We start from the raw sequence: 23,471 nt of genomic DNA on the forward strand, positions 1-23,471 counted from the left end.
CCCTACTCCGCAGCGTCCTTGTTCATCGGCCGCCGCTCCAGCAACTCCTTCAGGAACTGCCCGGTATAGGAGCGCTTCTCCTTGACCACTTGTTCCGGCGTGCCCTCGGCGATGATCTCACCGCCGCCATCGCCGCCCTCGGGGCCGAAATCGATGATCCAGTCGGCGGTCTTGATGACTTCGAGATTGTGCTCGATGACGACGACGGAATTGCCCTGGTTGACCAGTTCGTGAAGCATTTCCAAGAGCTTGACAACGTCGTGGAAATGCAGGCCGGTGGTCGGCTCGTCGAGAATATAGAGCGTGCGGCCGGTGGATTTCTTTGACAACTCCTTGGCCAGCTTGACGCGCTGAGCCTCACCGCCCGAAAGCGTGTTGGCCTGCTGGCCGACCTTGATATAGCCGAGGCCGACTTCGCGCAGCGCGGTCAGCTTGTCGCGCACGGCCGGCACGGCGGCAAAGAAGTCGCAGCCTTCCTCGACGGTCATATCCAGCACGTCGGAGATCGACTTGCCCTTGAAATGCACGTCGAGCGTTTCTCTGTTGTAGCGTTTGCCGTGGCAGACGTCGCAGGTGACATAGACGTCCGGCAGGAAGTGCATCTCGATCTTGATGACGCCGTCGCCCTGGCAGGCCTCGCAGCGGCCACCCTTGACGTTGAACGAGAAACGACCCGGCGCGTAACCTTTCGCCTTGGCGTCCGGCAGACCAGCGAACCAGTCGCGGATCGGGGTAAACGCGCCGGTATAGGTCGCCGGATTTGAACGCGGCGTACGGCCGATCGGCGACTGATCGATGTCGATAACCTTGTCTATATGCTCGAAGCCATCTATGCGGTCGTGCTCGGCCGGGTTTTCGCGGGCACCCATGACACGGCGGGCGGCAGACTTGTAAAGCGTCTCGATGAGGAAGGTGGACTTGCCGCCGCCCGACACGCCGGTGACGGCGGTGAAGACGCCGAGCGGGATCGCCGCCGTCACATCCTTGAGATTGTTGCCGCGCGCGCCGACGACCTTGATTTCCTTGCCCTTCTTCGGCTTGCGGCGCCCGGACGGCACCGAAACCGAAAGCTCGCCCGACAGATATTTGCCGGTGAGCGAGTTCGGGTTGTTCATGATGTCGGACGGTGTGCCCTCGGCAACAATCTGGCCACCGTGAATACCGGCGGCAGGGCCGATATCGACGACGTGGTCGGCGGTCATGATCGCGTCCTCGTCATGCTCGACGACGATCACGGTATTGCCGATGTCGCGCAAGTGCTTGAGCGTATCGAGCAGTCGCGCATTGTCGCGCTGGTGCAGGCCGATCGACGGCTCGTCGAGCACATAGAGGACGCCTGTCAGGCCGGAGCCGATCTGCGAGGCAAGCCGGATGCGCTGGCTTTCGCCACCCGATAGCGTGCCGGAATTGCGCGACAGCGAGAGGTAGTCCAGGCCGACATCGTTGAGGAATTTCAGACGGTCGCGGATTTCCTTGAGGATTCGGATCGCAATCTCGTTCTGCTTCGAATTCAGGTGTTGCGGCAGCGCGATGAACCAGTCATTCGCCACCTTGATCGACATTTCCGAGACTTGCCCGATATGTAGCTTGTCGATTTTCACCGCCAGCGATTCCGGCTTCAGCCGGTAGCCGGCGCAGGCCGGGCAGGGGGCGGCGCTCATGTAGCGCTCGATTTCTTCGCGCGACCATGCGGAATCGGTCTCTTTCCAGCGGCGCTCGAGGTTGGGGACGATACCTTCGAACGTCTTGGTCGTCTGGTAGGAGCGGGCGCCGTCGGCATAATGGAAGGTGATTTCGCGCTTGCCGGTGCCGTTCAGAATGGCGTCCTGCGCCTCCTCGGTCAGCTCGTTCCAGCGGTTCGAGAGCTTGAAACCATACGCTTTGCCGAGCGCCTCGAGCGTCTGGTTGTAATAGGGCGAGGACGACTTGGCCCAGGGCGCGACGGCGCCATCGCGCAACGTGCGATGCGCTTCCGGCACGATCAGGTCGGCATCGATCTTCTGCTGCGAGCCGAGGCCGTCGCAGCTCGGGCAGGCACCGAATGGATTGTTGAACGAGAAGAGACGAGGCTCAATCTCAGGAATAGTGAAACCGGACACCGGGCACGCGAATTTTTCCGAGAACATTACCCGTTCATGCGTCTCGTTGAGCGATTTGTTGGCCGAGCCGCCCTCCGAAGTGTCTTCCGCCCGCAGAGGCTTGTCGGCGAATTCGGCGATTGCGAGGCCATCGGCGAGCTTGAGCGACGTCTCGAAGGAATCCGCAAGCCGCGAGGCCATGTCCGGCCGCACGACGATGCGGTCGACCACGACATCGATATCGTGCTTGTACTTCTTGTCCAAAGCAGGCGCATCGGCGATCTCGTAAAACTGGCCGTCGATCTTGACGCGCTGGAACCCCTTCTTCATCAATTCGGCGAGTTCCTTTTTGTACTCACCCTTTCGTCCGCGCACGATCGGCGCAAGAATGTAGAGCCGCGTACCTTCTTCATAGTCCAGCACCCTGTCGACCATCTGGCTGACCGTCTGGCTCTCGATCGGCAGCCCCGTTGCCGGCGAGTAGGGAACGCCAACGCGCGCGAACAGCAGGCGCATATAGTCGTGGATCTCGGTGACCGTGCCCACCGTCGAGCGCGGGTTCCTGGATGTCGTCTTCTGCTCGATCGAGATGGCGGGCGACAGCCCGTCGATCTGGTCGACATCGGGCTTCTGCATCATCTCAAGGAACTGGCGCGCATAAGCCGACAGGCTTTCGACATAGCGACGCTGGCCCTCGGCATAGATCGTGTCGAAGGCGAGCGATGACTTGCCCGAACCGGACAGGCCGGTCATGACGATCAGGCTGTTGCGGGGCAGGTCGAGGTCGATATTCTTCAGGTTATGCTCGCGCGCGCCGCGTATCGAGATAGTCTTCAGTTCGCTCATGAACGAGAAATTCCGGTCTTGGGGATCACGGGATTGATCACTGGCCGGTGACAGTTCCGCCGGCCCATTTTCCTGCTTCTAACTAACGCAAACGAACCGGCATTGGCAAACGTCAGTCTGCCAAAAAGTGTCAGCATCGGTGCGAATCCGTTTGACAAACTCTACCGCCAAAACTAGAACAAAAAAAGAACAAATTTCTGGCAGCCGATCCATCGCGGTCTTTAGCTGTGGATGACGCCCCACTAAGGGCGCATCGCTGGCGCAAAGCGTTTATGGATGTCTGGATATTTCTGCGGGAAGATCCCGCGTTGCAAGGAAGATAGTTATGGCGGGAAGTGTCAACAAGGTCATTCTCATCGGCAATGTGGGTGCAGATCCCGAAATCCGGCGTACGCAGGACGGCCGGCCGATCGCCAACCTCCGCATTGCAACTTCGGAACAGTGGCGCGACAAGAATTCCGGCGAGCGCAAGGAGAAGACTGAGTGGCATACTGTCGTGGTCTTCAACGAAGGCCTCTGCAAGGTCGTCGAGCAATATGTGAAGAAGGGTGCCAAGCTCTATATTGAGGGCGCGCTGCAGACGCGTAAATGGCAAGACCAGTCCGGCAACGAGCGTTATTCCACGGAAGTGGTTTTACAGGGATTCAATTCGACCCTGACCATGCTTGACGGTCGTGGCGAGGGCGGCGGCCGCGGCCAGGGCGGTTCCGACGATTACGACCAGAACTATGGTGGTGATACCGGTGGCCGCAGCAGCGCGCCTGCTCGTTCGTCGAACCAGGGCAGCCGCAGCTCGACCCCCGTGCCGTCCTTCTCGCGCGACATGGATGACGACATTCCTTTCTGAGCCGCACGGAATGCATTGCCTGACGACGAACACCGACGGCGCTCGAACCGATGACCGTCCTTGATACCGGCCGAATTTCGAGCGGCTGCAGTCTGCAGGTCTACGCTGATGGTTGCTACGAGCCCGAAAGCTGTACCGGTGGCTGGGCTTTCGTGGCCTATCGCGATGGTGTGGAAATCGCTTCCGAATCTGGCCATATCGCGCGCTCGTCGAACAACGCGATGGAGTTGATCGCGTTGCTGGAAGCGGCGACCTGGATCAACGTCAATGCTGCGGGCGAACCGTCAATCCTTTGGTCCGATTCCGTATATGCCGTGAAAGGCTGCAATCAGTGGCGGCATGTCTGGAGGAGCAGGGGCTGGAGGAAGAAAGGGCCGGACCCGAAAGCACGGAGCCGGGCCATAGCCGATCAGGCGCTCTGGATCGCAATCGACAGCGTGTTGTCGAAGTACCGTCGGATCGACATTGTCTGGTGCAAAGGTCATGCGGGCAATCCCGGTAATGAGCGAGCCGATAACCTGGCTGAGCTCGGGCGCCGCGCAAAGGCGAGAAATACCTCATAAGCGGCCGCAAGCGCGGCTTCGATCAGCATAGACCGCATTAGGGTCCGGTATAGACCGTCATCGTTGCCCGAACGCCATCTATGACGAACTGCACGGCCAGCGCCGAGAGCAGCACGCCGAGCAGCCGGGTGAGGATCGCCCGGCCGGTCTGGCCGAGAAGCCGGTCGATGCGGTCGGCAACCATCAGGGCTGCCAGGATGATTGCAAAGACGACCGCAATGATCAGAATCAGCTGCACGCGCTGGAAAGCCGTCGGGAAATTGCCCGCCAGCAGGATGGTGGCCGAAATTGAGCCAGGCCCGGTGATCAGCGGGATCGCCAAGGGAAAGACCGCGAGATTCTGGATGTGATCCTTGGTTATGGCGACCTCGCCGACCTTCAGCTTACGCTCCTGGCGTTTCTCGAAAACCATCTCGAAAGCGATGAAGAACAGCAGGAAGCCGCCCGCGATGCGGAAGGCCGGCAGCGAAATTCCGAGCACTGACAGCACGCCCGCGCCGCTGATGGCAAAAACAAGCAGGATGCAGAAGGCGATGAGCGTGCCGCGAATGGCGGTCTGCTTGCGCTGGGCGGCATTCATGCCCGCAGTCAGACCGAGGAAAATTGGTGCAAGCCCCGGAGGATCGGTCGTCACCAGCAGCGTCGTGAAGGCATTGATCAACTCCGCCGTCGTCGCCATATGAGCCCCCTGGTTCCCCCTTTCTTGATAGCCTTTCCCGAATGGCGCGACAAGCGGTCGAATTCTGCGTCGAGGGATGGCGCAAGGCATTGGAAAATCCGCCAAAGCTGTTCATAAACGAGCCGCAAAATTGGCCTATCCGAACCCTTTCCGCTATAAGTCAGGCAGTGATTCCGAATAAGGAAACGTAAGCGCTTTGTCAGAGATTACTCCACCCCCGGGCGGCAGAGGCCCGAGCGGCATCGAACCTATCTCCATCATCGAGGAAATGCAGCGTTCCTACCTCGATTACGCCATGAGCGTGATCGTGAGCCGCGCGCTACCCGACGTTCGTGACGGCCTCAAGCCGGTCCATCGCCGCATCCTGTACGGCATGAGCGAGCTGGGCATCGACTGGAACAAGAAGTACGTCAAGTGCGCCCGCGTCACCGGCGACGTGATGGGTAAATATCACCCGCACGGCAACCTGGCGATCTATGACGCACTGGCCCGCATGGCGCAGGATTGGTCGCTTCGCCTGCCGCTGATCGACGGGCAGGGCAATTTCGGATCGGTGGACGGCGATCCGCCTGCGGCTGAACGCTACACCGAATGCCGCCTCGACAAGGCCGCGCATTCCCTGCTCGACGACCTCGACAAGGAAACGGTCGACTTCCGTGAGAACTATGACGGCACGTTGCGGGAGCCGGTGGTCCTTCCGGCCAAGTTCCCCAACCTGCTGGTCAACGGCGCGGGCGGCATCGCCGTCGGCATGGCGACCAACATTCCTCCGCACAACCTCGTCGAAGTCATCAATGCCTGCATTGCGCTGATCGACAATCCAGCGATGGACCTCCTGCAAATCATGGAGATCATTCCCGGGCCGGACTTCCCGACAGGCGCCCAGATTCTCGGCCGTGCCGGCATCCGCCAGGCCTATGAAACGGGCCGCGGCTCGGTCATCATGCGCGGCGTCGCCCGCATCGAGCCGATGCGCAACGACCGCGAGCAGATCATCATCTCCGAGATTCCCTATCAGGTGAACAAGTCGACGATGATCGAGAAGATGGCCGAACTGGTGCGTGACAAGCGCATCGAGGGCATCTCCGATATCCGCGACGAGTCCGACCGCGAGGGCTACCGCGTCGTCATCGAGCTCAAGAAGGACGCCAACGCCGACGTCATTCTCAACCAGCTCTATCGTTACACGCCGCTGCAGACCTCCTTCGGCTGCAACATGGTGGCCTTGAACGGCGGCAAGCCGGAACAACTGCCGTTGCTCGACATGCTGCGCGCCTTCGTCAGCTTCCGCGAGGAAGTGGTGATGCGCCGCACCAAGTACCTGCTTCGCAAGGTGCGCGAGCGGGCGCATGTCTTGGTCGGTCTCGCCATTGCCGTCGCCAATATCGACGAAGTGATCGCGCTGATCCGCCGCGCACCCGATCCGCAGACCGCGCGCGAGCAGTTGATGGAGCGTCGCTGGCCGGCGCATGACGTCGAATCGCTGATCCGCCTGATCGACGATCCGCGCCACAAGATCAACGACGACGGCACCTACAATCTTTCCGAGGAGCAGGCCCGCGCCATTCTCGAACTGCGTCTGCAGCGCCTCACCGCGCTCGGTCGGGATGAAATCGCAGACGAGCTCAACAAGATCGGTGCCGAGATCAAGGACTATCTCGACATTCTGTCCTCGCGCCTTCGCATCTTGACAATTGTCAAGGACGAGCTCGGCGCCGTGCGCGACGAATTCGGTACGCCGCGCCGCACCCAGATCGCCGATGGCGGTCCTGACATGGATGACGAGGACCTGATCGCCCGCGAAGACATGGTGGTGACGGTTTCCCATACGGGTTACGTCAAGCGCGTGCCGCTCAACACCTATCGCGCTCAGCGTCGAGGCGGCAAGGGTCGGACGGGCGTGACGACGCGGGATGAAGATTTCGTCACGCGCCTGTTCGTCGCCAATACACATACACCGGTGCTGTTCTTCTCCTCGCGTGGCATCGTCTATAAGGAAAAGGTCTGGCGCCTGCCGATCGGCACGCCGACATCCCGCGGCAAGGCCCTCATCAACATGCTGCCACTCGAGAAGGGCGAACGCATCACCACGATCATGCCGCTGCCCGAAGACGAGGACAGCTGGGCCAATCTCGACGTCATGTTCTCGACGACAAGGGGCACCGTCCGGCGCAACAAGCTGTCGGACTTCGTCCAGGTCAATCGCAACGGCAAGATCGCGATGAAGCTCGAGGAAGAGGGCGATGAAATCCTCTCGGTCGAGACCTGCAACGGTCCCGATCCTCTCATCGGCGATCCAGGCGATGACGTGCTTTTGACAACGGCGCTGGGCCAAGCGATCCGCTTCTCGGTCGATGAGGTCCGGGTGTTTGCCGGCCGCAACTCGATCGGCGTCAGAGGCATAACGCTGGCTGAAAACGACCGCCTGATCTCGATGACGATCCTTGGTCATGTCGATGCAGAAGCCTTCGAGCGCGCCGCCTACCTGAAGCGGTCGGCGGTGGAGCGTCGGGCCCTTGGTGTCGACGAGGAGGACATCCAGCTTGTAGGTGAGGAGGTTGCCGAAGAGGGCGATATCTCCGACGAACGTTATGCCGCTCTCAAGGCGCTGGAGCAGTTCGTTCTGACGGTGTCCGAGAAGGGCTTCGGCAAGCGCTCGTCATCTTATGACTTCCGCATCTCCGGCCGCGGCGGCAAGGGTATCCGCGCCACTGACACGTCCAAGACCGCGGAGATCGGCGAACTCGTTGCCGCCTTCCCGGTGGAAGACGCCGACCAGATCATGCTGGTCTCCGATGGCGGCCAGCTGATCCGCGTTCCGGTCAACGGCATCCGCATCGCCAGCCGCGCCACCAAGGGCGTCACGATCTTCTCGACAGCCGCCGACGAAAAGGTCGTGTCCGTCGAGCGGATCAGCGAGCCGGAGGAAGAAGAGGGCGCAGAGGCCGAAGGCGAAACCGGGGCAGAGGCTTCCGGCACGCCGGAAGCTGAAGGTCCGGTTGAAGGCTAAGTCGTGACGATTATGATGGGCCGCCGAGACAATGAGCGTGGCGGCTCATTCAATGACAGGATCACGAGGCCGGCCTCAGAAACATGTCTTAGTGCCAAAGTGTAATCCTTTGCGGTCGATCAGTGGCCCGCGGGCAATGCATATCTCCCCGGAATTCGCATAGTCGTCTTTATCGGTATCGACGAAGGCGAAGACTCTTTCGGTGGCGGTCAAAATCTCCACGTTGGTAAGTTCGCCGTCAGCGTTGCTATCAAGAGACATGATCTGGTAGGCGGCTTTGGCGTTCAATGCGATCAACTCCGCCGACTCTTGCGCCGCGCGCTGACTTTCCTGAGGATCGATCATCCCGTTCTTGTCTCGGTCCGCCTTCATTGTTCTGTTGATCCGGTAGTCCTCACCAAAGCGCGATGGCGTCGCCAAGACGAATGACCGGACCTCGGACTCGGAGACGTTTCCATCGGCATCAAGGTCCATTTTGGCGAGGTATTTGCTGTGAGCGGAGCGCGCGTTTTCTTCGACCGCAGCCGTGACAGCCTCAACACCGGTAGCAGTCAGGACATCGGTTCCACCCGTAAGCGCGTGAAACGCCGCCAGTGTTGTTCGCTCAAAGTCTGACAGCTTCAGCGTTTGGTTTGGCGTCTCGTCGAACTGGCCCATTATCCAACTGTGGCCTGCGCCGAACCCGCCTGCCGCTGCGCCGACAGCCTTCAGCGACGGAGCGGTCGCCGCGACGCTGGGAGCAAGCATGGCAGCAACTGCAAACCATGTCCTTAGAGAGCGCATCGCAAACCTCGCCTTTCAATCGCAATCCAGCATCACGATCAACGAGGCAATCAGGCGATTGTAAGGCCATGACCGGCTTAAGCCGCCGCCAGCTTCAGCCCCGCAACACCTGCCACGATCAGCGCAATGCAGGTCAATCTCAGCGCCGTCGCCGGTTCGCCGAAAGCCATGATACCGAGCATCGCCGCACCGACGGCGCCGATGCCAGTCCAGATCGCGTAAGCCGTGCCGACGGGGATCGATCTTAGCGAGAGCGAGAGGCAGGCCATGCTGAGCACAAGCAAAGTGATGGCCAGTGCCGCAAACTTCAGATTGGCGAAATTGTCGGATTGCTTGAGTGCATAGACCCAGCCGATCTCTAAGACGCCTGCGATGAAGAGAAGAAACCAGTTCATGAGCGACCCTCCTTGGTCAGTAGGGTCGTCCCTGGTCAAAGTCCGCGCTGGCGAGGTCGTCCCCGCCGGACTACTCATACTTTATCGGCCCCAGCGCCAAGGGTCAAATGCCCGGCGTGCATGGCTGGTGGTCCGGGACGGCAAATCCGGCGTCCAGACAAAGAAAAAACCGGACGGGCAGGGGAAGCCGTCCGGTTTTCTAAATTGCGCGGGAACAAGGGGAGGGGGAGGGAAACCCGCGCGTCGGGGAGGTCGTAAACTTCAGAATGCCATGCGGCGGGCAGAGGCTTCCTTCATGCCTTTGCTTTCGCGGATAGAGTTGACGATCGAGGAAACCGCAGTCGTCACGAACATCGTGGCAATCAAGGCTGCCATCAGGGTCAGGGTCATCTGCATCATCTCGTCGTCCTCTTTGGCGTCTCGCCTTTAACTTGATGTCTTTATGCCATCTGGAAGGCTACGCGGCTGTTACAAAAGGAACAGGGTCGGTACCAAAGGGTCTTTGCTGTTCCGAACTTGAAGCCATTAAAGCATTGAGGCACTGAAACGGCTCTGAATGGCGCGTTCATCCAACGTTCATCGCGAGAATTGGTTTCGCGGCCACAGACTTTTTTCGGATGGATGCTATCGGTCACATTGCGATTGCATCGGCCATGCCCTAACTTCCAGCGGCGATTTGTATGATTTTGCATTGAGAATTCGGGGGCCTTGATGAGCAAGTTCACGCGGCGGGTCATGCTGGCGGGTGTGTCCGCGGCTGCCGGCATCGCCGCCGGCCGCAATTGGCTTGCACCGCAAAGCGATCCCGGCCCAAAATTTCCGATTGTGGACAGCTTTGCCCAGGTCGATGGCAGCGTCCTCAACGATGCGAGCGAACTTAATCCGACCAAGATCTACAAGCACGCCACCCTGAATTCCGGCCTGGACACGGAATACACCAACCGGCTTCGCACTTTCCTCTCCGACGCCGTCGACAATGATCGGCCCTTTGCGGCAAGCACGGCGCGGCATTCAATGGGTGGTCACAGCCTTCCCGACCAAGGCCTGGCACTCACGCTGTCGCAGAAATGGATCGAGGCGGACACCGCGAAGAAGACCTATCGGGTGACGGCCGGCACGCGCTGGTCGACAGTCATAGCCGAACTCGACAAGATCGGCTTTTCGCCTGCGGTCATGCAGTCCAACAACGATTTCGGCGTGGCCAGCACCTTTTCCGTGAATGCCCATGGCTGGCCGGTTCCGTTCGGGCCGATGGGCAGCACCGTCCGGTCGATCCGCTTGATGCGTGCGGACGGCGATGTCATCAAGTGCTCACGCGAGGACAATCCGCAACTGTTTTCGCTCGCTATGGGCGGCTACGGCCTGTTTGGCCTGATCACCGATCTCGAACTCGACATGGTGCCCAATGCCCGGCTCACCCCTACCTATACCCGCATGCCGGGCGCCGATGTCGGCAAGGCCTTCGCCGAGGCGCTGGCCAAGGATCCGACGATCCAGATGGCCTATGGGCGGCTGGATGTGTCGATCGACCGATTCTTCAATGACGGGTTGCTGATCACGTATCGGCCCAGCGCGGACCAGAACGAACTGCCGCCGGCCGCCGGCAGCGGTGTTGTCAGCTATGTTTCGGCCGGTCTGTTCCGCGCCCAGCTCGGCTCCGACTCCACCAAGCATTTCCGCTGGTGGACAGAAACCACCGTGGGGCCCGGGATCGTGGGCGACTCGACGCGCAACAGCTTGATGAATGAGCCGGTCGCGACCCTGGCGGACGGCGATACTGGCCGGACCGACATCCTGCATGAATATTTCGTGCCACCCGACCGCTTCCGCGAGTTCGTAGCGCATTGCCAACAGGTGATTCCCGCCTCGTATCAGCAACTCATGAACATCACGGTGCGCTACGTTGCAGCCGACAACGACAGCGTGCTGAGTTACGCGCCGGAACCACGCATCGCCTCCGTCATGCTGTTTTCGCAGGAGAAATCGGTGCGCGCCGAGGCGGATATGGCACGGATGACACATCACCTGATCGAGCGGGTCCTCTCGATCGGTGGGACTTACTACTTGCCCTATCGCCCGCATGCGACGATCGAACAATTCAAGCGTGGTTATCCGAGAGCAGGGGAGCTGGCGCAAAAAAAGCGCGAGCTCGACAAAGGAATGACCTTCCGTAACCGTTTCTGGGATAACTACCTTTCAAAAATCTGATGAGGACGACCATGAATCGCCTAAGGCTCGTTGCCATCCTCTACTTTCTCGTGCTGCTGTTTGCGGCGTCGCTCAACTATCTGCCCTTCATTCCCGTCACCGACGGCAAGACCTTCGGCATTTTCGCGCTCGATATCTACGATGACGCGCTGCATCTTGCCTCGGCGCTTTGGGCGGGGATCGCGGCATGGCTTGGCGCCCGCGCCTCGCGTACCTTCCTTCTCGCATTTGGCGTGCTTTACTTCGGCGACGGCCTGCTCGGATTGATCACCGGGTCTGGCTATCTCGATCTCGGGATCATTAATTACGGCATCCAGGATCTACCCTTCAGCTTCAAGATCATGGCCAACCTGCCGCATCTCGGCCTGGGCGGCCTTGCGATCCTCTCCGGTTTCTTCTTCCGGAATGACGCAGCATGATCCGGTTCATCGGCAAGCTCGTCAAATGGGTCGTAATTCTGGTCCTGCTGACCGCTGTCGGCCTCGCCGCACCGATCGGCTATGTCGAATTTTCCTGCCATATTCCGGTGACGAACGCATCCTATGCGCCCGTCATCACCGATCCAAACGAGCAGCGACGCGAGGCGAACACGTATCTGACCTATCCGGAATGGCATATTGTCTATGCCTATGACGGCCTGGCTGAGGTTCTGAAAACCTCGGATGAGTACGATTTCGACTATGCTTCGAGCGTCTGGCGGTTCTGGGAATCGACCTGCGCGCTGACGCGTGTTGCCGATGCCCATGGCGGTGCTGACGGCGACACACGGCTGATGCTCTATACGATCGGTGCCAGCTTCACCCTCGAGATGGGGCTGAAGGCTGCCTATGAAGAAACGGTGGGCCGTGTTTTCGCCGCCGTTCGTGGACCAGTAAAGTCGCCGCAGGACGTCGTGGCGGCCACGATGGCGGCGGACTATGCGGCCTTTCTCCGCCAAACACCCTGGTACAAGTACAATTTCCAGCGGATGGTCGATGCATTGTGGGATATCCCCATTGTCGATCCTTGGCGCGGTTGGGAGCGGCGTCTGGCGCTTGGCGGCGAATGGAAGGCAAAGATCTTCTACGCCGACCTGATCGCTGCGGGCGTTGCGGCGACCGGCGAAGCCAAGCTGACCATCCAATCGGTCGTCACCGGGCTCGATGCGACTCAACTTGGTATCATCCCCGATGTGAAAGTCGTTTCCGAGGCACCCGACGGCATGGTCATAGAGACGCCACGCTACGCGCGATTCACGCAGATCCTGTCGGAGATCGCACGTGCCGGCGGTTCGATTCGTGAAATCGCCGGAAATGACGATATCATGGTGGCGCTGACGCTGCCGCCCGGCGAAGAATATGTCGGACCGGGTGAGGTGATTGAGCGGATGCCGCGGGACGGCTTCTGGTCCGAGCGGGTGCTTGTCGACACCAAGGTCTCTGACCTCGCCCGTCTTCTCGCCGCCCGCACGCCCGGCGATCCAGGACTCGAGCACGTGTTTGACTACTGAGGGGATAGGCTTGGGCCGTGGCCTGTTGCTGACGATAATGGCGGCAATCGCTGCCATCGCACTTCCGGCGCTCGTTCTTCCGCTGGCAGGCCCGGCACAGGCGGCGCGCGTCATTTTTCTGGAAGTGCCGGACCTTTCGACCTTACCCGACGGCGTCACGATCGATCGCTGGAATGGCCGGCAGGCGATTCTCGCCGGCGTAGATGCGGGGGCGGCGCGGGCGCTCTATGCGAGTGGCGCCCTCATTGTCTATCCAGTGCGCCGCGCGGGTTGTCTGTCTCTATCGCAGACATGAAGAAGCCGGACGGCAGGGGACCGTCCGGCTGCTTTGAAGGGCGAAGGGCAGGGAGGGGAATGCCTATCGCTCCAGGGGGATCAGAGTGCCGCGTTGCGGCGCATGCTGTCTTTCACGGCCTCGTTTTCACGGATGGCGTTGATGACGGAGGAAACAGCTGAAGCAACGAACATCACGGCAATTATGGCAGCCATAAAAGTAAGCGTCGCATACATCATCGTCATCGTCCTCTCATCCGTGGGCGCCGTGCATGCGACCGTCGTCGCACGCAGAGCGCGTTGTTGCTGTCTCCTGGGGAACCGGCTTTGGCACTGGAGTAACCAACCGTTCCGCGAACTTGACGTTAGATAAACACGAGCCCACTGAAATCGGCCTGAATGGAACGTTCATCTGGCGTTCAGGTTCCGTCAAAGCACTGGAAAATCAGTTGCGTGGCCGGGTTTTCCATGACACAAGGCGTCGCGAAATCGTGACGGAAGGCGAGATGACGAAGGCGTTTTATCCCGGATCGTTCGACCCGCTGACGAACGGGCATCTCGATGTTCTGATTCAGGCGCTCAGCATTGCCCCGACCGTGGTCGTCGGCATCGGCGTCAATCCCAACAAGCAGCCAACATTCAGCTTCGAGGAACGCGCGGCCCTGATCCGGGAATCACTCGCCGGTGCGCTGCCCGAGCGCAAGGATGACATCGAGGTGGTCGCCTTCCAGAACCTCGTCGTCGATGCCGCCCGGCAGTTCGACGCCAAGGTTCTCATCCGCGGCCTGCGCGATGGCACCGACCTGGACTATGAAATGCAGATGGCCGGAATGAATCGGCAGATGGCGCCTGATGTTCAGACCGTGTTCCTGCCGGCGGCGCCCGCTTCACGGCCCATAACGGCCACATTGGTGCGCCAGATCGCCGCGATGGGCGGCGATGTCAGCGCCTTCGTACCGCCGGCAGTCTTCGCCGCGCTTCAGAACAAACGAAAGTCCTGATCCTTCAGGAAGGGAGAAACATGAACATCTTCAAGACTCTCGCTGCGGGCCTGTTTCTGGTCCTCGGCTTCGCCGGCCAGGCTTCGGCCGATCCGAACCAGCTTACCATCCAGCTTAAGGATGGATCGGTCGTGATCCAGCTGATGCCCGACGTGGCACCGCAGCATGTCGCCCGCATCAAGGAACTCGCCAAGAAGGGTGCCTATGACAATGTCGCCTTCCACCGTGTGATTGACGGCTTCATGGCCCAGACAGGCGACGTCCAGTACGGCAACATGTCAAAGAATTTCCAACCGCAGATGGCCGGCATGGGCGGTTCCGACCTGCCGGATGTACCGGCCGAATTCTCGAACGTGCCCTTCGAACGCGGCATCATCGGCATGGCTCGATCGCAGGATCCGAACTCCGCCAATTCGCAGTTCTTCATCATGTTCGCGCCTGGCGACTTTCTGAACGGCCAGTATACGGTCGTCGGCAAGGTCCTTTCCGGCATGGAGCATGTCGACGACATCAAGCGCGGCGATCAGGACAACAATGGCAGCGTGACCGACCCCGATCGCATGATCAAGGTCACGGTCGGCAAGTAAGATAAGCGCAATAAGCTGGGCCCCAATAAGTTACGCCCAAAGAAGCTAGACAAGGAGAAAGCATATGGCCGAGATCAAGGATCCGGAAAACACCCTCATCGTCGAGACCACGAAGGGCAAGGTCGTCATCGAAATGATGCCGAACGCGGCGCCTGACCACGTCACGCGGATCAAGGAACTGGCGCGCGAAGGCGCCTATGACGGCGTTGTTTTCCACCGCGTCATCCCCGACTTCATGGCCCAGACGGGCGATGTCAAGTTCGGCAAGAAGGGTGGCAAGGACTTCAACCCGGCGCGCGCCGGCATGGGCGGTTCCGACAAGCCGGACCTCAAGGCCGAGTTCTCCAACATCAGCCACATCAGAGGCACCTGCTCGATGGCACGTTCGCAGAGCCCGAACTCGGCGAATTCGCAGTTCTTCATCTGCTTCACCGACGCGCCTTGGCTCAACAAGCAGTACTCGGTCTGGGGCCAGGTCATCGAGGGCATGGACAATGTCGACAAGATCAAGAAGGGCGAGCCCGTCACCGATCCGGATTCCATCGTCTCGGTGAAGGTCGCCGCCGACGTCGCCTGATCGAAAGCAGTAGACATCAGCCGCTCCGGGGCTTATGCGCCGGGGCGGTTTTCTATTTCTCCCATCCGTTCCCTCAGCAGGGGAGCCCCGCCCACAAGCTCACATGCGCGTAGACCTCTTCGACTTCGACCTGCCTGACGAACGGATCGCCTTGCGACCGGCGAACCCGCGCGATTCCGCGCGACTGCTCGTCGTCGACCCCTCGAGGGACAGGTTCGAAGAGCGGCAGGTGCGCGATCTCGCCGACCTGCTTCGTCCGGGTGATGCGCTCGTCTTCAACGACACAAAGGTCATCCCGGCCCAGCTTGAGGGCATGCGCGAACGCGACGGAAATCTGTCAAGCGTTTCGGCCACGCTGCATATGCGGATCGGCCCGGATCGTTGGAAGGCCTTCGCCCGCCCCGGCAAGCGTATCAAGGTCGGCGACCGCATTCGCTTCGGCGATCGGGGCGATCTCTGCCTGCTGGGAGCGATCGATGCCACAGTGGAAGAAAAGGGCGATGCCGGCGAAGTGACGCTGCACTTCGATTTTTCCGGCCCTACCCTCGACGAGGCGATCGCCACCGTCGGCCACATTCCGCTGCCGCCCTACATTGCCTCCAAGCGCGACGAAGATGCTCAGGATCGCGCCGACTATCAGACGATTTACGCAAGGGAAGAGGGCGCGGTCGCGGCTCCCACCGCCGGTCTTCATTTCACGCCGCAACTCTTTGAAAAGCTGGATCAAAAAGGCGTCGAGCGGATCTTCGTCACGCTGCATGTCGGGGCAGGGACCTTCCTGCCCGTCAAGGCCGACGACACGGAAGATCACGTGATGCATTTCGAGAGCGGCTATATCGATGCTGCGACGGCGGAGCGGTTGAATGCCGTGAAGGCGAGGGGCGGCCGTATCATCTCCGTCGGCACGACGTCACTCCGCCTGCTTGAAAGCGCCGCAGGCGAGGATGGCTTGATCCGTCCCTGGGCAGGCGCCACCGATATCTTCATCACGCCCGGTTACCGCTTCCGCGCGGTCGATATGCTTCTCACCAATTTTCATTTGCCGCGTTCGACTCTCTTCATGCTGGTCTCCGCTTTTTCAGGCATAGAAACGATGAAGTCGGCCTACGATCACGCCATCCAATCCGGCTATCGCTTCTATTCCTACGGCGATGCCAGCCTGCTTTTCCGGAAAGACCGATGAACAGCGAATTCAAGTTCACATTGCTGAAGACCGACGGCAAGGCGCGGCGAGGGGAGGTCTCAATGCCGCGCGGCACGATCCGAACACCCGCCTTCATGCCTGTCGGCACCGTCGGCACGGTCAAGGCGATGTATCTCGACCAGGTGCGCGATACCGGTGCCGATATCATCCTCGGCAACACCTATCACCTGATGCTGCGGCCCGGTCCCGAGCGTGTGGCCCGCCTCGGCGGTCTGCATGAACTGATCCGCTGGTCGCATCCGATCCTCACCGATTCCGGCGGTTTCCAGGTCATGTCGCTCTCGGGCCTGCGCAAGCTCGACGAGAAGGGCGTGACATTCAAGAGCCATCTCGACGGCTCGCTGCATCACATGTCGCCGGAGCGCTCGATCGAGATCCAGGGCCTGCTCGGTTCCGATATCCAGATGCAGCTCGACGAATGCATCGCACTGCCGGCCGACCCGAAGGAGATCGAGCGGGCCATGGAAATGTCCATCCGTTGGGCCGAGCGTTGCAAGGTCGCATTCGGAAACCAGCCCGGCAAGGCGATGTTCGGCATTGTCCAGGGCGGCGATCAGCCGGGTCTCCGCGTGAAAAGCGCCGAGGCGCTGCGCGCCCTTGATCTGAAGGGCTATGCTATCGGCGGCCTCGCCGTCGGCGAACCGCAGGCTGTGATGCTTGACATGATCGACACGGTCAATCCGCACCTGCCGACCGAGAAGCCGCGCTATCTCATGGGCGTCGGTACGCCTGACGACATCCTGAAATCCGTCGCCCGCGGCATTGATATGTTCGATTGTGTGATGCCGACCCGCTCTGGCCGCCACGGCCTGGCCTTCACCCGCCGCGGCAAGGTCAATATCCGCAACGCCCGCCACGCCGAGGACATGCGCCCGCTCGACGACGAATCGTCATGCCCGGCCGCGCGAGATTATTCGCGGGCCTATCTGCATCATCTCGTCCGCTCCAACGAGGCGCTCGGTAGCATGCTGCTGACCTGGAACAACCTAAGCTACTATCAGGACCTGATGAGCGGCATCCGCAAGGCGATCGACGAGGGGCGGTTCGCGGACTTCATGGCGGAGACGCAGGAGAACTGGGCGAGGGGAGATCTCGAGCCGGCTTAAGCGCTCGGCCAAAACCCCTCCCAAATCCTCTCGACAAGCGGAAGACTTAGGAGGGGTTCGTTCTTGAATAGGTCAGGCTACTCCCTGAACGTCCCCAGCTTCTTCGCCGAAACGGTCGCCAAATAATCCATCAGCGGCGGATTAAGGCAATCATAGGGTTCGAGCCCAAGCTCCCTAAATCGCGCGCGGATTGCATCCATCCGGCTCGGGCTGACACCTGACTCAATGACCGACGAAACGAAGGCGGCAAAGCCCGGCGCGGCAGATCCGGATTCCGCGAAACGCTCCGGATGGATGAAGCTCAAGCCCTTGAAGCCATGTTCCTTTTCCACCGGACCATACATATGAACGCCGCATTCCTTGCAAGCGTTGCGCTGGATGAGGGCGGCTGGATCGACGACAGCGAGCTTGTCGCCATTTTCAACGACCTCGACATTCTCGGTGCCCGTCACGGCGACAACCGAAAAGATGGCTCCCGCCGGCTTCCAGCATTTGGTGCAGCCGCAGGCGTGATTGTGGGCAACATCTCCCTTGATCTTCAGCTTGACGGTTCTCGACGTGCAAAGGCAGGTGAGGGTACCGCCGGCAAAGCTTCCGCTTCCCGGTTTGACGCCATTGTCGATAGATGGATGCAAGGCAACTGTCATCGCAAGTCCTCCCACTTGAGTAACATTCCAGCACTGCCAGTGTTTCACGCCTTCCGAGCGGTGGCAATGTGCAAATCCGCAGCGCGGATCGCCGCACCGTACCGCTTGGCCGCGTGAAACGCTTTTTGCTGTCCGGTCTTCATGCGATAGGATGGCCGATATCGGGAATGGGACGACGACAATGAACAGGGCAGATGTTGAAACGGCGCTTGAGGTGATGCGTGGGCTCTTTCCCGAGACGCCGCTGCAATACAATCAGCATCTTTCCAACCGCTTCGGTGCCGATATCTGGTTGAAGCGCGAAGACCTGACGCCGGTCCGCTCCTACAAGATCCGCGGCGCCTTTAATTTCATGCGCAAGGTCATCGCCAAGGGCGGCCAGAAGCCTGAAAACGGCGAGACATTCGTTTGCGCCTCAGCCGGCAATCATGCCCAAGGCTTCGCCTTCGTCTGCCGCCACTTCGGCGTCAAGGGTGTTGTTTTCATGCCAGTCACCACGCCGCAGCAGAAGATCGAGAAGACCCGGATCTTCGGCGGCGGCATGATCGAGATCAAGCTCGTCGGCGACATCTTCGATCAGTGCTATGCCGCAGCCCGCACCTTCGTCGAGGTGACTGGCGGCTATATGGTTCCGCCTTTCGATCACGCCGATATAATCGAAGGGCAGGCCACTGTGGCGGCCGAGATCATGTCCCAGCTGCCGGATGACGCCGTGCCTGATTTCATGGTGATGCCAGTCGGCGGTGGCGGCCTCTCGGCGGGCATGACCGGCTATCTCGAAGGCATCATCCAGGACGAGGACTTCTTGTTCATCGAGCCCTCCGGCGCACCCAGCCTCAAGCGGAGCCTCGAGACAGGTCATATCGTGACGCTGCCCAAGGTCGACAACTTCGTCGATGGCGCTGCCGTGGCCCGGATCGGCGAGCTCAATTTCAAGGCGCTCGCCAAGTTCGACAGCATCCAGGTCATGCTGGTGCCTGAAAACGCGATCTGCGTGACGATGATCGATATGCTGAATGTCGAAGGCGTCGTGCTCGAGCCCGCCGGTGCGCTTTCGATTGCCGCGCTCGATCGGATGGGCCGGGAACAACTCAAGGGCAAGACCGTGGTCTGCGTCGTCTCAGGCGGCAATTTCGACTTCGAACGGCTGCCCGACGTCAAGGAGCGCGCCATGCGCTACCAGGGGCTCAAGAAATATTTCGTGCTGCGTCTGCCGCAGCGTCCCGGCGCGTTGCGCGACTTCCTCACGCTGCTCGGCCCGGACGACGACATTGCACGCTTCGAATATCTGAAGAAGTCGGCGCGCAATTTCGGCTCGGTTCTGCTCGGCATCGAAACGACATCGTCGCAGAATTTCACCGGGTTGTTCGAGCGCATCGAAGCGGCAGGGCTATCCTATGAGGATATCAGCGAAAACGAGACCCTGGCAAACTTCTTGATCTGACGGCGTTGAAGTGCAGATCGGGTGGCGTCTCCGCCTATACACAAAGATCGCATAAGATAGATTATGGAACTGAAATTGATACTTTCAGATCAGAGGCTTGGCCTGACCGGTTCGAAACAGGCCTGGATGTCTGGGACGTCTGCACAATGCAATGCGTGGTCTCGCTATTGCGCTGATGGCCGCAGCCACCGTTGGCACCACCGGCATATGGGGAACGCTCGCGATATGTCCGCCGCCTGGCAAGATCGCGTCGCCTAGTGATCACCTGCCTTGTCCTTTGCCGCCACCGATAGCATCGTGTAGCCCACCTCCGTAAGCTGGTAGATGCCGGGCGTTACCCGTTCAAACCAGCCATAGACATTGCTCAGCAGGATCTTTCCCGCGTTGGGAACCTGAGCCTTTATGTCCCGCGGCCGCAGCGGCCCAGCCCGGAGCGCTTCGGCGCAAAGCACGGCCTGCTGCCGATAGGCTGTCATGATCGGTTTTCGCGTGCTGCCGCCCAATGTCGGATCTCCGCGCCGCCGCTGGTGTTCGCGCACGAGCCGTGTGCGACGCTTCGGATTGGTCCGTGGCATCGGAGAGACGGAGCTCACGATGATACTGACTTCGCCACGGTCCGAAACACCCAGCATGCCGATGCCGAGCCGGCGACAGAGATCGCGATAGCGTCGATCCGCTTCGCGCCCCCTGCCCTTGGCCGAGATCCTGGCGGCAATCCAGACTTCGTCCGATACCGCTGCCCGATCGACAGCCTGCAGGATAAGTTCCAGATTGAAGGTCAGCTTGAGCTCACAGATCACGACAACGGGCGGATCGACGGCACTCAGTCCGACGAGGTCGCAGCCGCCGACTTCGCCTTTGACCTCATAGCCGGCGGCCTCGAGGAACATCTTGACTGGCTGATAGAGTGAAGTTTCCATTGTGTCCGCATCGGAGAATCGTCGCGAGAGGCTATCAATCCAGCGCCGCCGTCGCCACAAATGAAAAGGCCCGGGAAACGATCCCGGGCCTTCCATGATCCGTGTTGGATCAAGTCTTACTGCGCCTTGGCGGCGTTCTGAGCGTCTTCCAGCTTCTTGCGCGCTTCCTCGGCCTTCTTCTGCATTTCTTCCTGCAGCAGGCGCTGACGCTCCTCCAGCTTGGACTGTTCCATGGCCGGGCCGTCAAACACGCCGGTGAAGCCCTGCAGCGACATCTTGATCGGGTTCGGGGCGCGCTGGAAGTTGATCGAAGTGAAGACCACTTCCTTGCCCTTCTTCAGGTTGGCAATAATGCCATCGGTCAGCGCCAACTCTGCGATGCAGAGGTCGGGCATGCAAACAGCGTAATCGAGCTTGGAGCCCTTGCCGCCATCAATCTGCATCAGGATGCCCGGAGGCACGAGACGCGCCGAAGGTACCGAGACCTGCATGAACTTGCGGTTCACCTTGCCCTTGACGTCGATGATCGCAACAGCGGTGATCAGCTGCCCGGTATTGGCGGTCAGAATGTTGCGGATGGAGCAGACTTCGTTTTCATTCTGCTTGTCGCAGACCTTGAACCAGCCCTGCGGCGCCTGGGGCGCCGTCTGCGCCGAGGCAACCACCGGCAAGCTCACCGCTGCGGAGAGGAAGGTAAGCGCGGCGAGACCCGTCCGCATGGCGGTCTTGAAAGTCAAGTTCATAGTGTTTTCCCGTTTCGCAATCCCAATGGGCGGCGCCTGGTGGGCCGTCCGAAACCGAAGCCGTCCTGCCGGTCAAATGAGGCAAATACATGACCCGCAGAAGTTATGGAAGCACCTGTTACATCGGCCTTGACAGAATATCCAGCCCTAGTTTCTCAGGCTTTCGGCATTTTGTTAATTTCAGCAGCCACGTTGGACAAGGCGGCGGGTATTGATAGATTCGGCCACCGTGAATCGCACGCCTCCAACAGGAAACGCCCGTGTCCAGACTGCTCCTTTCGCTCATCGCATCCCTGTTCTACACCGGTCTCGCCCTTGGAGAACCGCTGCACGGCATTTCCATGCACGGCACGCCTGCCCTGCCCGCGGGCTTCACGCACTTCCCTTACGTCAATCCAGACGTCAAGAAGGGCGGAAAGATCGCCTATGGCGTTGTAGGCACGTTCAATTCGCTCAATCCTTTCATCGTCAAAGGCTTCCGCACGACGGCCCGCGGCATGTGGGATCCGGAATACGGCAACTTCATCATCGAGCCCCTGATGATGCGCTCGAAGGACGAGCCCTTCACCATGTACGGCCTTCTCGCCGAAACGGTCGAATGGGACGATGCTCGGACCTTCATGCAGTTCAATCTCAACCCCAAGGCCCATTGGTCCGACGGCAAGCCGGTCACGCCGGAAGACGTCATCTTCTCCTTCGAACTGATGCGCGACAAAGGACGCCCGCCTTTCTCGACGCGCCTCGACAAGGTCGCGAAGATGGAGAAAATCGGCGAGCGCTCGGTGAAATTCACCTTCACCGCGGACGCCGACCGTGAATTCCCGCTTCTCCTCGCGCTCTCTCCGGTGTTCCCGAAACATGCCACGAAGGTCGATGGCTTCGATCAGACCAGCCTCGTTCCGCCCATTGGGTCGGGGCCATATCTCGTGAAGCAGGTCCGGGCTGGCGAGAAGATCGTCTACGAGCGCGACCCGGACTATTGGGCCAAGGACCTGCCCACCAAGATCGGCCTGGATAACTATGATCAGGTCTCGGTCGAATATTTTCTCCAGGACAACTCCCTTTTCGAAGCCTTCAAGAAGGGCGAGGTCGATCTTTATGTCGAGGGATCGCCGACGCGGTGGAAGCGCAGTTATGACTTTCCCGCCGTGACGTCAGGCAAAGTGGTCAAGGACACGTTCAAACCCGGCCTGCCCGCCACGATGTTCGGCATGGTCTTCAATACCCGCAGGCCGATCTTCGCAGACCCCAAGGTGCGTGAGGCGCTGACCCTGGCCTTCGATTTCGAATGGCTGAACAAGAACTTCTACGAGAACGCCTACAAGCGAACCCAGAGCTTCTGGCAGAACTCGTCGCTTTCAAGTCTTGGCGTGCCGGCAGACCCGCTGGAACTCGAACTTCTCGGCAACGCGCAAAAGCAATTGTCGTCCGCGATCCTCAAGGGCGATTATCAGCTGCCGGTGACAGACGCCTCTGGCCGGGACCGAAAGATCCTGAAGCAGGCTTTCGACCTGCTGAAATCCGCCGGCTTCAAGCTCGCCGGCAGCAAGATGCTCGCGCCCGACGGAAAACCGTTTGCCTTCGAGATCCTGAGCCAGAACCTGGAGCAGGAAAAGATCGCGCTCGCCTATCAGCGCAATCTGGCGCCGCTCGGCATCACCGTCTCGATCCGGACCGTCGACGACTCCCAGTATCAGGAGCGCACGCAGAGGTTCGACTACGACATGATCCTCAAGAGTTATCCGGCCTCGCTATCGCCGGGCCTCGAACAGATCCGTCGCTGGGATTCGAAGGCACGTGAGACCGAAGGCAGTGAGAATTTTGCCGGCGCGGCCAGTCCAGATATCGACCGGATGATCCAGAATATCCTGACGGCCAAGACCGACGACGCGTTCCAAGCCGCCGTCCGGGCGCATGATCGCCTCCTGGTGGCCGGACACTATCTGATCCCGCTATACCACATTGGTGAACAATGGTACGCGCGCTGGAAGCACATCAACCATCCCGATCGCATTCCGCTCTACGGCGCCTACCTGCCGGCCTGGTGGGATCAGAGGGCGCAGTAGGGAAA

Annotated in this window: 23 protein-coding genes; 14 read left to right on the forward strand and 9 right to left on the reverse strand. The window is 60.2% G+C overall.

Going from position 1 to position 23,471, the window contains the following annotated elements; translation table 11 throughout:
• Positions 1 to 2: 2 nt before the first annotated feature.
• A complete protein-coding gene (gene uvrA / locus AC2YI2_RS26360) occupies positions 3 to 2,924 on the reverse strand; it encodes an excinuclease ABC subunit UvrA (protein ID WP_487389501.1) in 2,922 nt (973 codons plus the stop codon).
• A gap of 325 nt (positions 2,925 to 3,249) precedes the next feature.
• Here uvrA and AC2YI2_RS26365 point away from each other — a divergent pair, with 325 nt between their 5' ends.
• Positions 3,250 to 3,771 carry a single-stranded DNA-binding protein gene (locus tag AC2YI2_RS26365; RefSeq protein ID WP_487389502.1) on the forward strand — a complete coding sequence of 174 codons (522 nt, stop codon included), beginning with the start codon at positions 3,250 to 3,252 and terminating at the stop codon, positions 3,769 to 3,771.
• Positions 3,772 to 3,821: 50 nt separating this feature from the next.
• Positions 3,822 to 4,334, forward strand: coding sequence for a ribonuclease H family protein (locus AC2YI2_RS26370; RefSeq protein ID WP_487389503.1), 513 nt, complete (start codon positions 3,822 to 3,824; stop codon positions 4,332 to 4,334).
• A gap of 37 nt (positions 4,335 to 4,371) precedes the next feature.
• Here AC2YI2_RS26370 and AC2YI2_RS26375 read toward each other — a convergent pair whose 3' ends face one another.
• Positions 4,372 to 5,013 (reverse strand): MarC family protein, encoded by a 642-nt coding sequence (locus AC2YI2_RS26375; RefSeq protein WP_487389504.1) that lies wholly within the window; start codon positions 5,011 to 5,013, stop codon positions 4,372 to 4,374.
• 196 nt (positions 5,014 to 5,209) lie between these two features.
• Here AC2YI2_RS26375 and gyrA point away from each other — a divergent pair, with 196 nt between their 5' ends.
• Positions 5,210 to 8,023 (forward strand): DNA gyrase subunit A, encoded by a 2,814-nt coding sequence (gene gyrA, locus AC2YI2_RS26380; RefSeq protein WP_487389505.1) that lies wholly within the window; start codon positions 5,210 to 5,212, stop codon positions 8,021 to 8,023.
• 75 nt (positions 8,024 to 8,098) lie between these two features.
• On the opposite strand, the gene AC2YI2_RS26385 is transcribed toward gyrA, so the two are convergent.
• The 3 genes from AC2YI2_RS26385 to AC2YI2_RS26395 all read right to left on the reverse strand — a co-directional run bounded on the left by AC2YI2_RS26385 (position 8,099) and on the right by AC2YI2_RS26395 (position 9,600).
• Positions 8,099 to 8,770 carry an EF-hand domain-containing protein gene (locus AC2YI2_RS26385; protein WP_487389506.1) on the reverse strand — a complete coding sequence of 224 codons (672 nt, stop codon included), beginning with the start codon at positions 8,768 to 8,770 and terminating at the stop codon, positions 8,099 to 8,101.
• A 113-nt stretch (positions 8,771 to 8,883) separates the two neighbouring features.
• Positions 8,884 to 9,201, reverse strand: a complete 318-nt coding sequence (locus tag AC2YI2_RS26390; RefSeq protein WP_487389507.1) for a DMT family transporter — start codon at positions 9,199 to 9,201, stop codon at positions 8,884 to 8,886.
• A 261-nt stretch (positions 9,202 to 9,462) separates the two neighbouring features.
• The gene (locus tag AC2YI2_RS26395) at positions 9,463 to 9,600 is read right to left on the reverse strand and encodes a hypothetical protein (protein WP_487389508.1); all 138 of its coding nucleotides are present in this window, start codon (positions 9,598 to 9,600) and stop codon (positions 9,463 to 9,465) included.
• 312 nt (positions 9,601 to 9,912) lie between these two features.
• On the opposite strand from AC2YI2_RS26395, the gene AC2YI2_RS26400 reads away from it, so the two are divergent.
• Genes AC2YI2_RS26400 through AC2YI2_RS26415 form a run of 4 tightly spaced genes read left to right on the forward strand, consistent with a single transcriptional unit; the run spans position 9,913 to position 13,193 of the window.
• Positions 9,913 to 11,409 (forward strand): FAD-binding protein, encoded by a 1,497-nt coding sequence (locus AC2YI2_RS26400; protein ID WP_487389509.1) that lies wholly within the window; start codon positions 9,913 to 9,915, stop codon positions 11,407 to 11,409.
• A gap of 11 nt (positions 11,410 to 11,420) precedes the next feature.
• Positions 11,421 to 11,828 (forward strand): hypothetical protein, encoded by a 408-nt coding sequence (locus AC2YI2_RS26405; RefSeq protein WP_487389510.1) that lies wholly within the window; start codon positions 11,421 to 11,423, stop codon positions 11,826 to 11,828.
• Positions 11,825 to 12,898, forward strand: a complete 1,074-nt coding sequence (locus tag AC2YI2_RS26410; RefSeq protein WP_487389511.1) for a hypothetical protein — start codon at positions 11,825 to 11,827, stop codon at positions 12,896 to 12,898. The genes AC2YI2_RS26405 and AC2YI2_RS26410 overlap by 4 nt, the downstream gene beginning before the upstream one ends.
• A gap of 10 nt (positions 12,899 to 12,908) precedes the next feature.
• Positions 12,909 to 13,193 (forward strand): hypothetical protein, encoded by a 285-nt coding sequence (locus AC2YI2_RS26415; protein WP_487389512.1) that lies wholly within the window; start codon positions 12,909 to 12,911, stop codon positions 13,191 to 13,193.
• Between the two features lie 80 nt (positions 13,194 to 13,273).
• On the opposite strand, the gene AC2YI2_RS26420 is transcribed toward AC2YI2_RS26415, so the two are convergent.
• Positions 13,274 to 13,417 carry a hypothetical protein gene (locus AC2YI2_RS26420; protein ID WP_487389513.1) on the reverse strand — a complete coding sequence of 48 codons (144 nt, stop codon included), beginning with the start codon at positions 13,415 to 13,417 and terminating at the stop codon, positions 13,274 to 13,276.
• Between the two features lie 260 nt (positions 13,418 to 13,677).
• Here AC2YI2_RS26420 and coaD point away from each other — a divergent pair, with 260 nt between their 5' ends.
• From coaD to tgt, 5 genes are all read left to right on the forward strand, one after another.
• Positions 13,678 to 14,172, forward strand: coding sequence for a pantetheine-phosphate adenylyltransferase (gene coaD, locus AC2YI2_RS26425; protein ID WP_487389605.1), 495 nt, complete (start codon positions 13,678 to 13,680; stop codon positions 14,170 to 14,172).
• 20 nt (positions 14,173 to 14,192) lie between these two features.
• Positions 14,193 to 14,759: a peptidylprolyl isomerase gene (locus tag AC2YI2_RS26430; protein ID WP_487389514.1), complete on the forward strand. Its 567-nt coding sequence runs from the start codon at positions 14,193 to 14,195 to the stop codon at positions 14,757 to 14,759.
• Positions 14,760 to 14,823: 64 nt separating this feature from the next.
• Entirely contained in the window at positions 14,824 to 15,336 is a 513-nt protein-coding gene (locus AC2YI2_RS26435) for a peptidylprolyl isomerase (protein ID WP_487389515.1), read from the forward strand.
• A 103-nt stretch (positions 15,337 to 15,439) separates the two neighbouring features.
• Complete coding sequence (queA, locus tag AC2YI2_RS26440; RefSeq protein ID WP_487389516.1) at positions 15,440 to 16,519, forward strand: tRNA preQ1(34) S-adenosylmethionine ribosyltransferase-isomerase QueA; 1,080 nt, start codon at positions 15,440 to 15,442, stop codon at positions 16,517 to 16,519.
• On the forward strand, positions 16,516 to 17,646 hold the full coding sequence (gene tgt / locus AC2YI2_RS26445; RefSeq protein ID WP_487389517.1) for a tRNA guanosine(34) transglycosylase Tgt: 1,131 nt from the start codon (positions 16,516 to 16,518) through the stop codon (positions 17,644 to 17,646). Before queA ends, tgt begins: the two co-directional genes overlap by 4 nt.
• Positions 17,647 to 17,723: 77 nt before the next feature.
• Here tgt and gfa read toward each other — a convergent pair whose 3' ends face one another.
• A complete protein-coding gene (gene gfa / locus AC2YI2_RS26450; RefSeq protein ID WP_487389518.1) occupies positions 17,724 to 18,293 on the reverse strand; it encodes an S-(hydroxymethyl)glutathione synthase in 570 nt (189 codons plus the stop codon).
• A gap of 181 nt (positions 18,294 to 18,474) precedes the next feature.
• Here gfa and ilvA point away from each other — a divergent pair, with 181 nt between their 5' ends.
• On the forward strand, positions 18,475 to 19,737 hold the full coding sequence (gene ilvA / locus AC2YI2_RS26455) for a threonine ammonia-lyase (protein ID WP_487389519.1): 1,263 nt from the start codon (positions 18,475 to 18,477) through the stop codon (positions 19,735 to 19,737).
• 254 nt (positions 19,738 to 19,991) lie between these two features.
• Here the strand turns inward: ilvA and AC2YI2_RS26460 are convergent, their stop codons facing one another.
• Together AC2YI2_RS26460 and AC2YI2_RS26465 are read right to left on the reverse strand one after the other, a co-directional pair.
• A complete protein-coding gene (locus AC2YI2_RS26460; RefSeq protein ID WP_487389520.1) occupies positions 19,992 to 20,657 on the reverse strand; it encodes a DUF2161 domain-containing phosphodiesterase in 666 nt (221 codons plus the stop codon).
• 116 nt (positions 20,658 to 20,773) lie between these two features.
• Positions 20,774 to 21,400: an invasion associated locus B family protein gene (locus AC2YI2_RS26465; RefSeq protein WP_487389521.1), complete on the reverse strand. Its 627-nt coding sequence runs from the start codon at positions 21,398 to 21,400 to the stop codon at positions 20,774 to 20,776.
• Between the two features lie 260 nt (positions 21,401 to 21,660).
• Between AC2YI2_RS26465 and AC2YI2_RS26470 the strand changes: the two genes are divergently transcribed.
• Positions 21,661 to 23,466 (forward strand): extracellular solute-binding protein, encoded by a 1,806-nt coding sequence (locus AC2YI2_RS26470; RefSeq protein ID WP_487389522.1) that lies wholly within the window; start codon positions 21,661 to 21,663, stop codon positions 23,464 to 23,466.
• Positions 23,467 to 23,471 lie beyond the last annotated feature (5 nt).

Source organism: Rhizobium sp. SRI_017 (assembly GCF_057586295.1).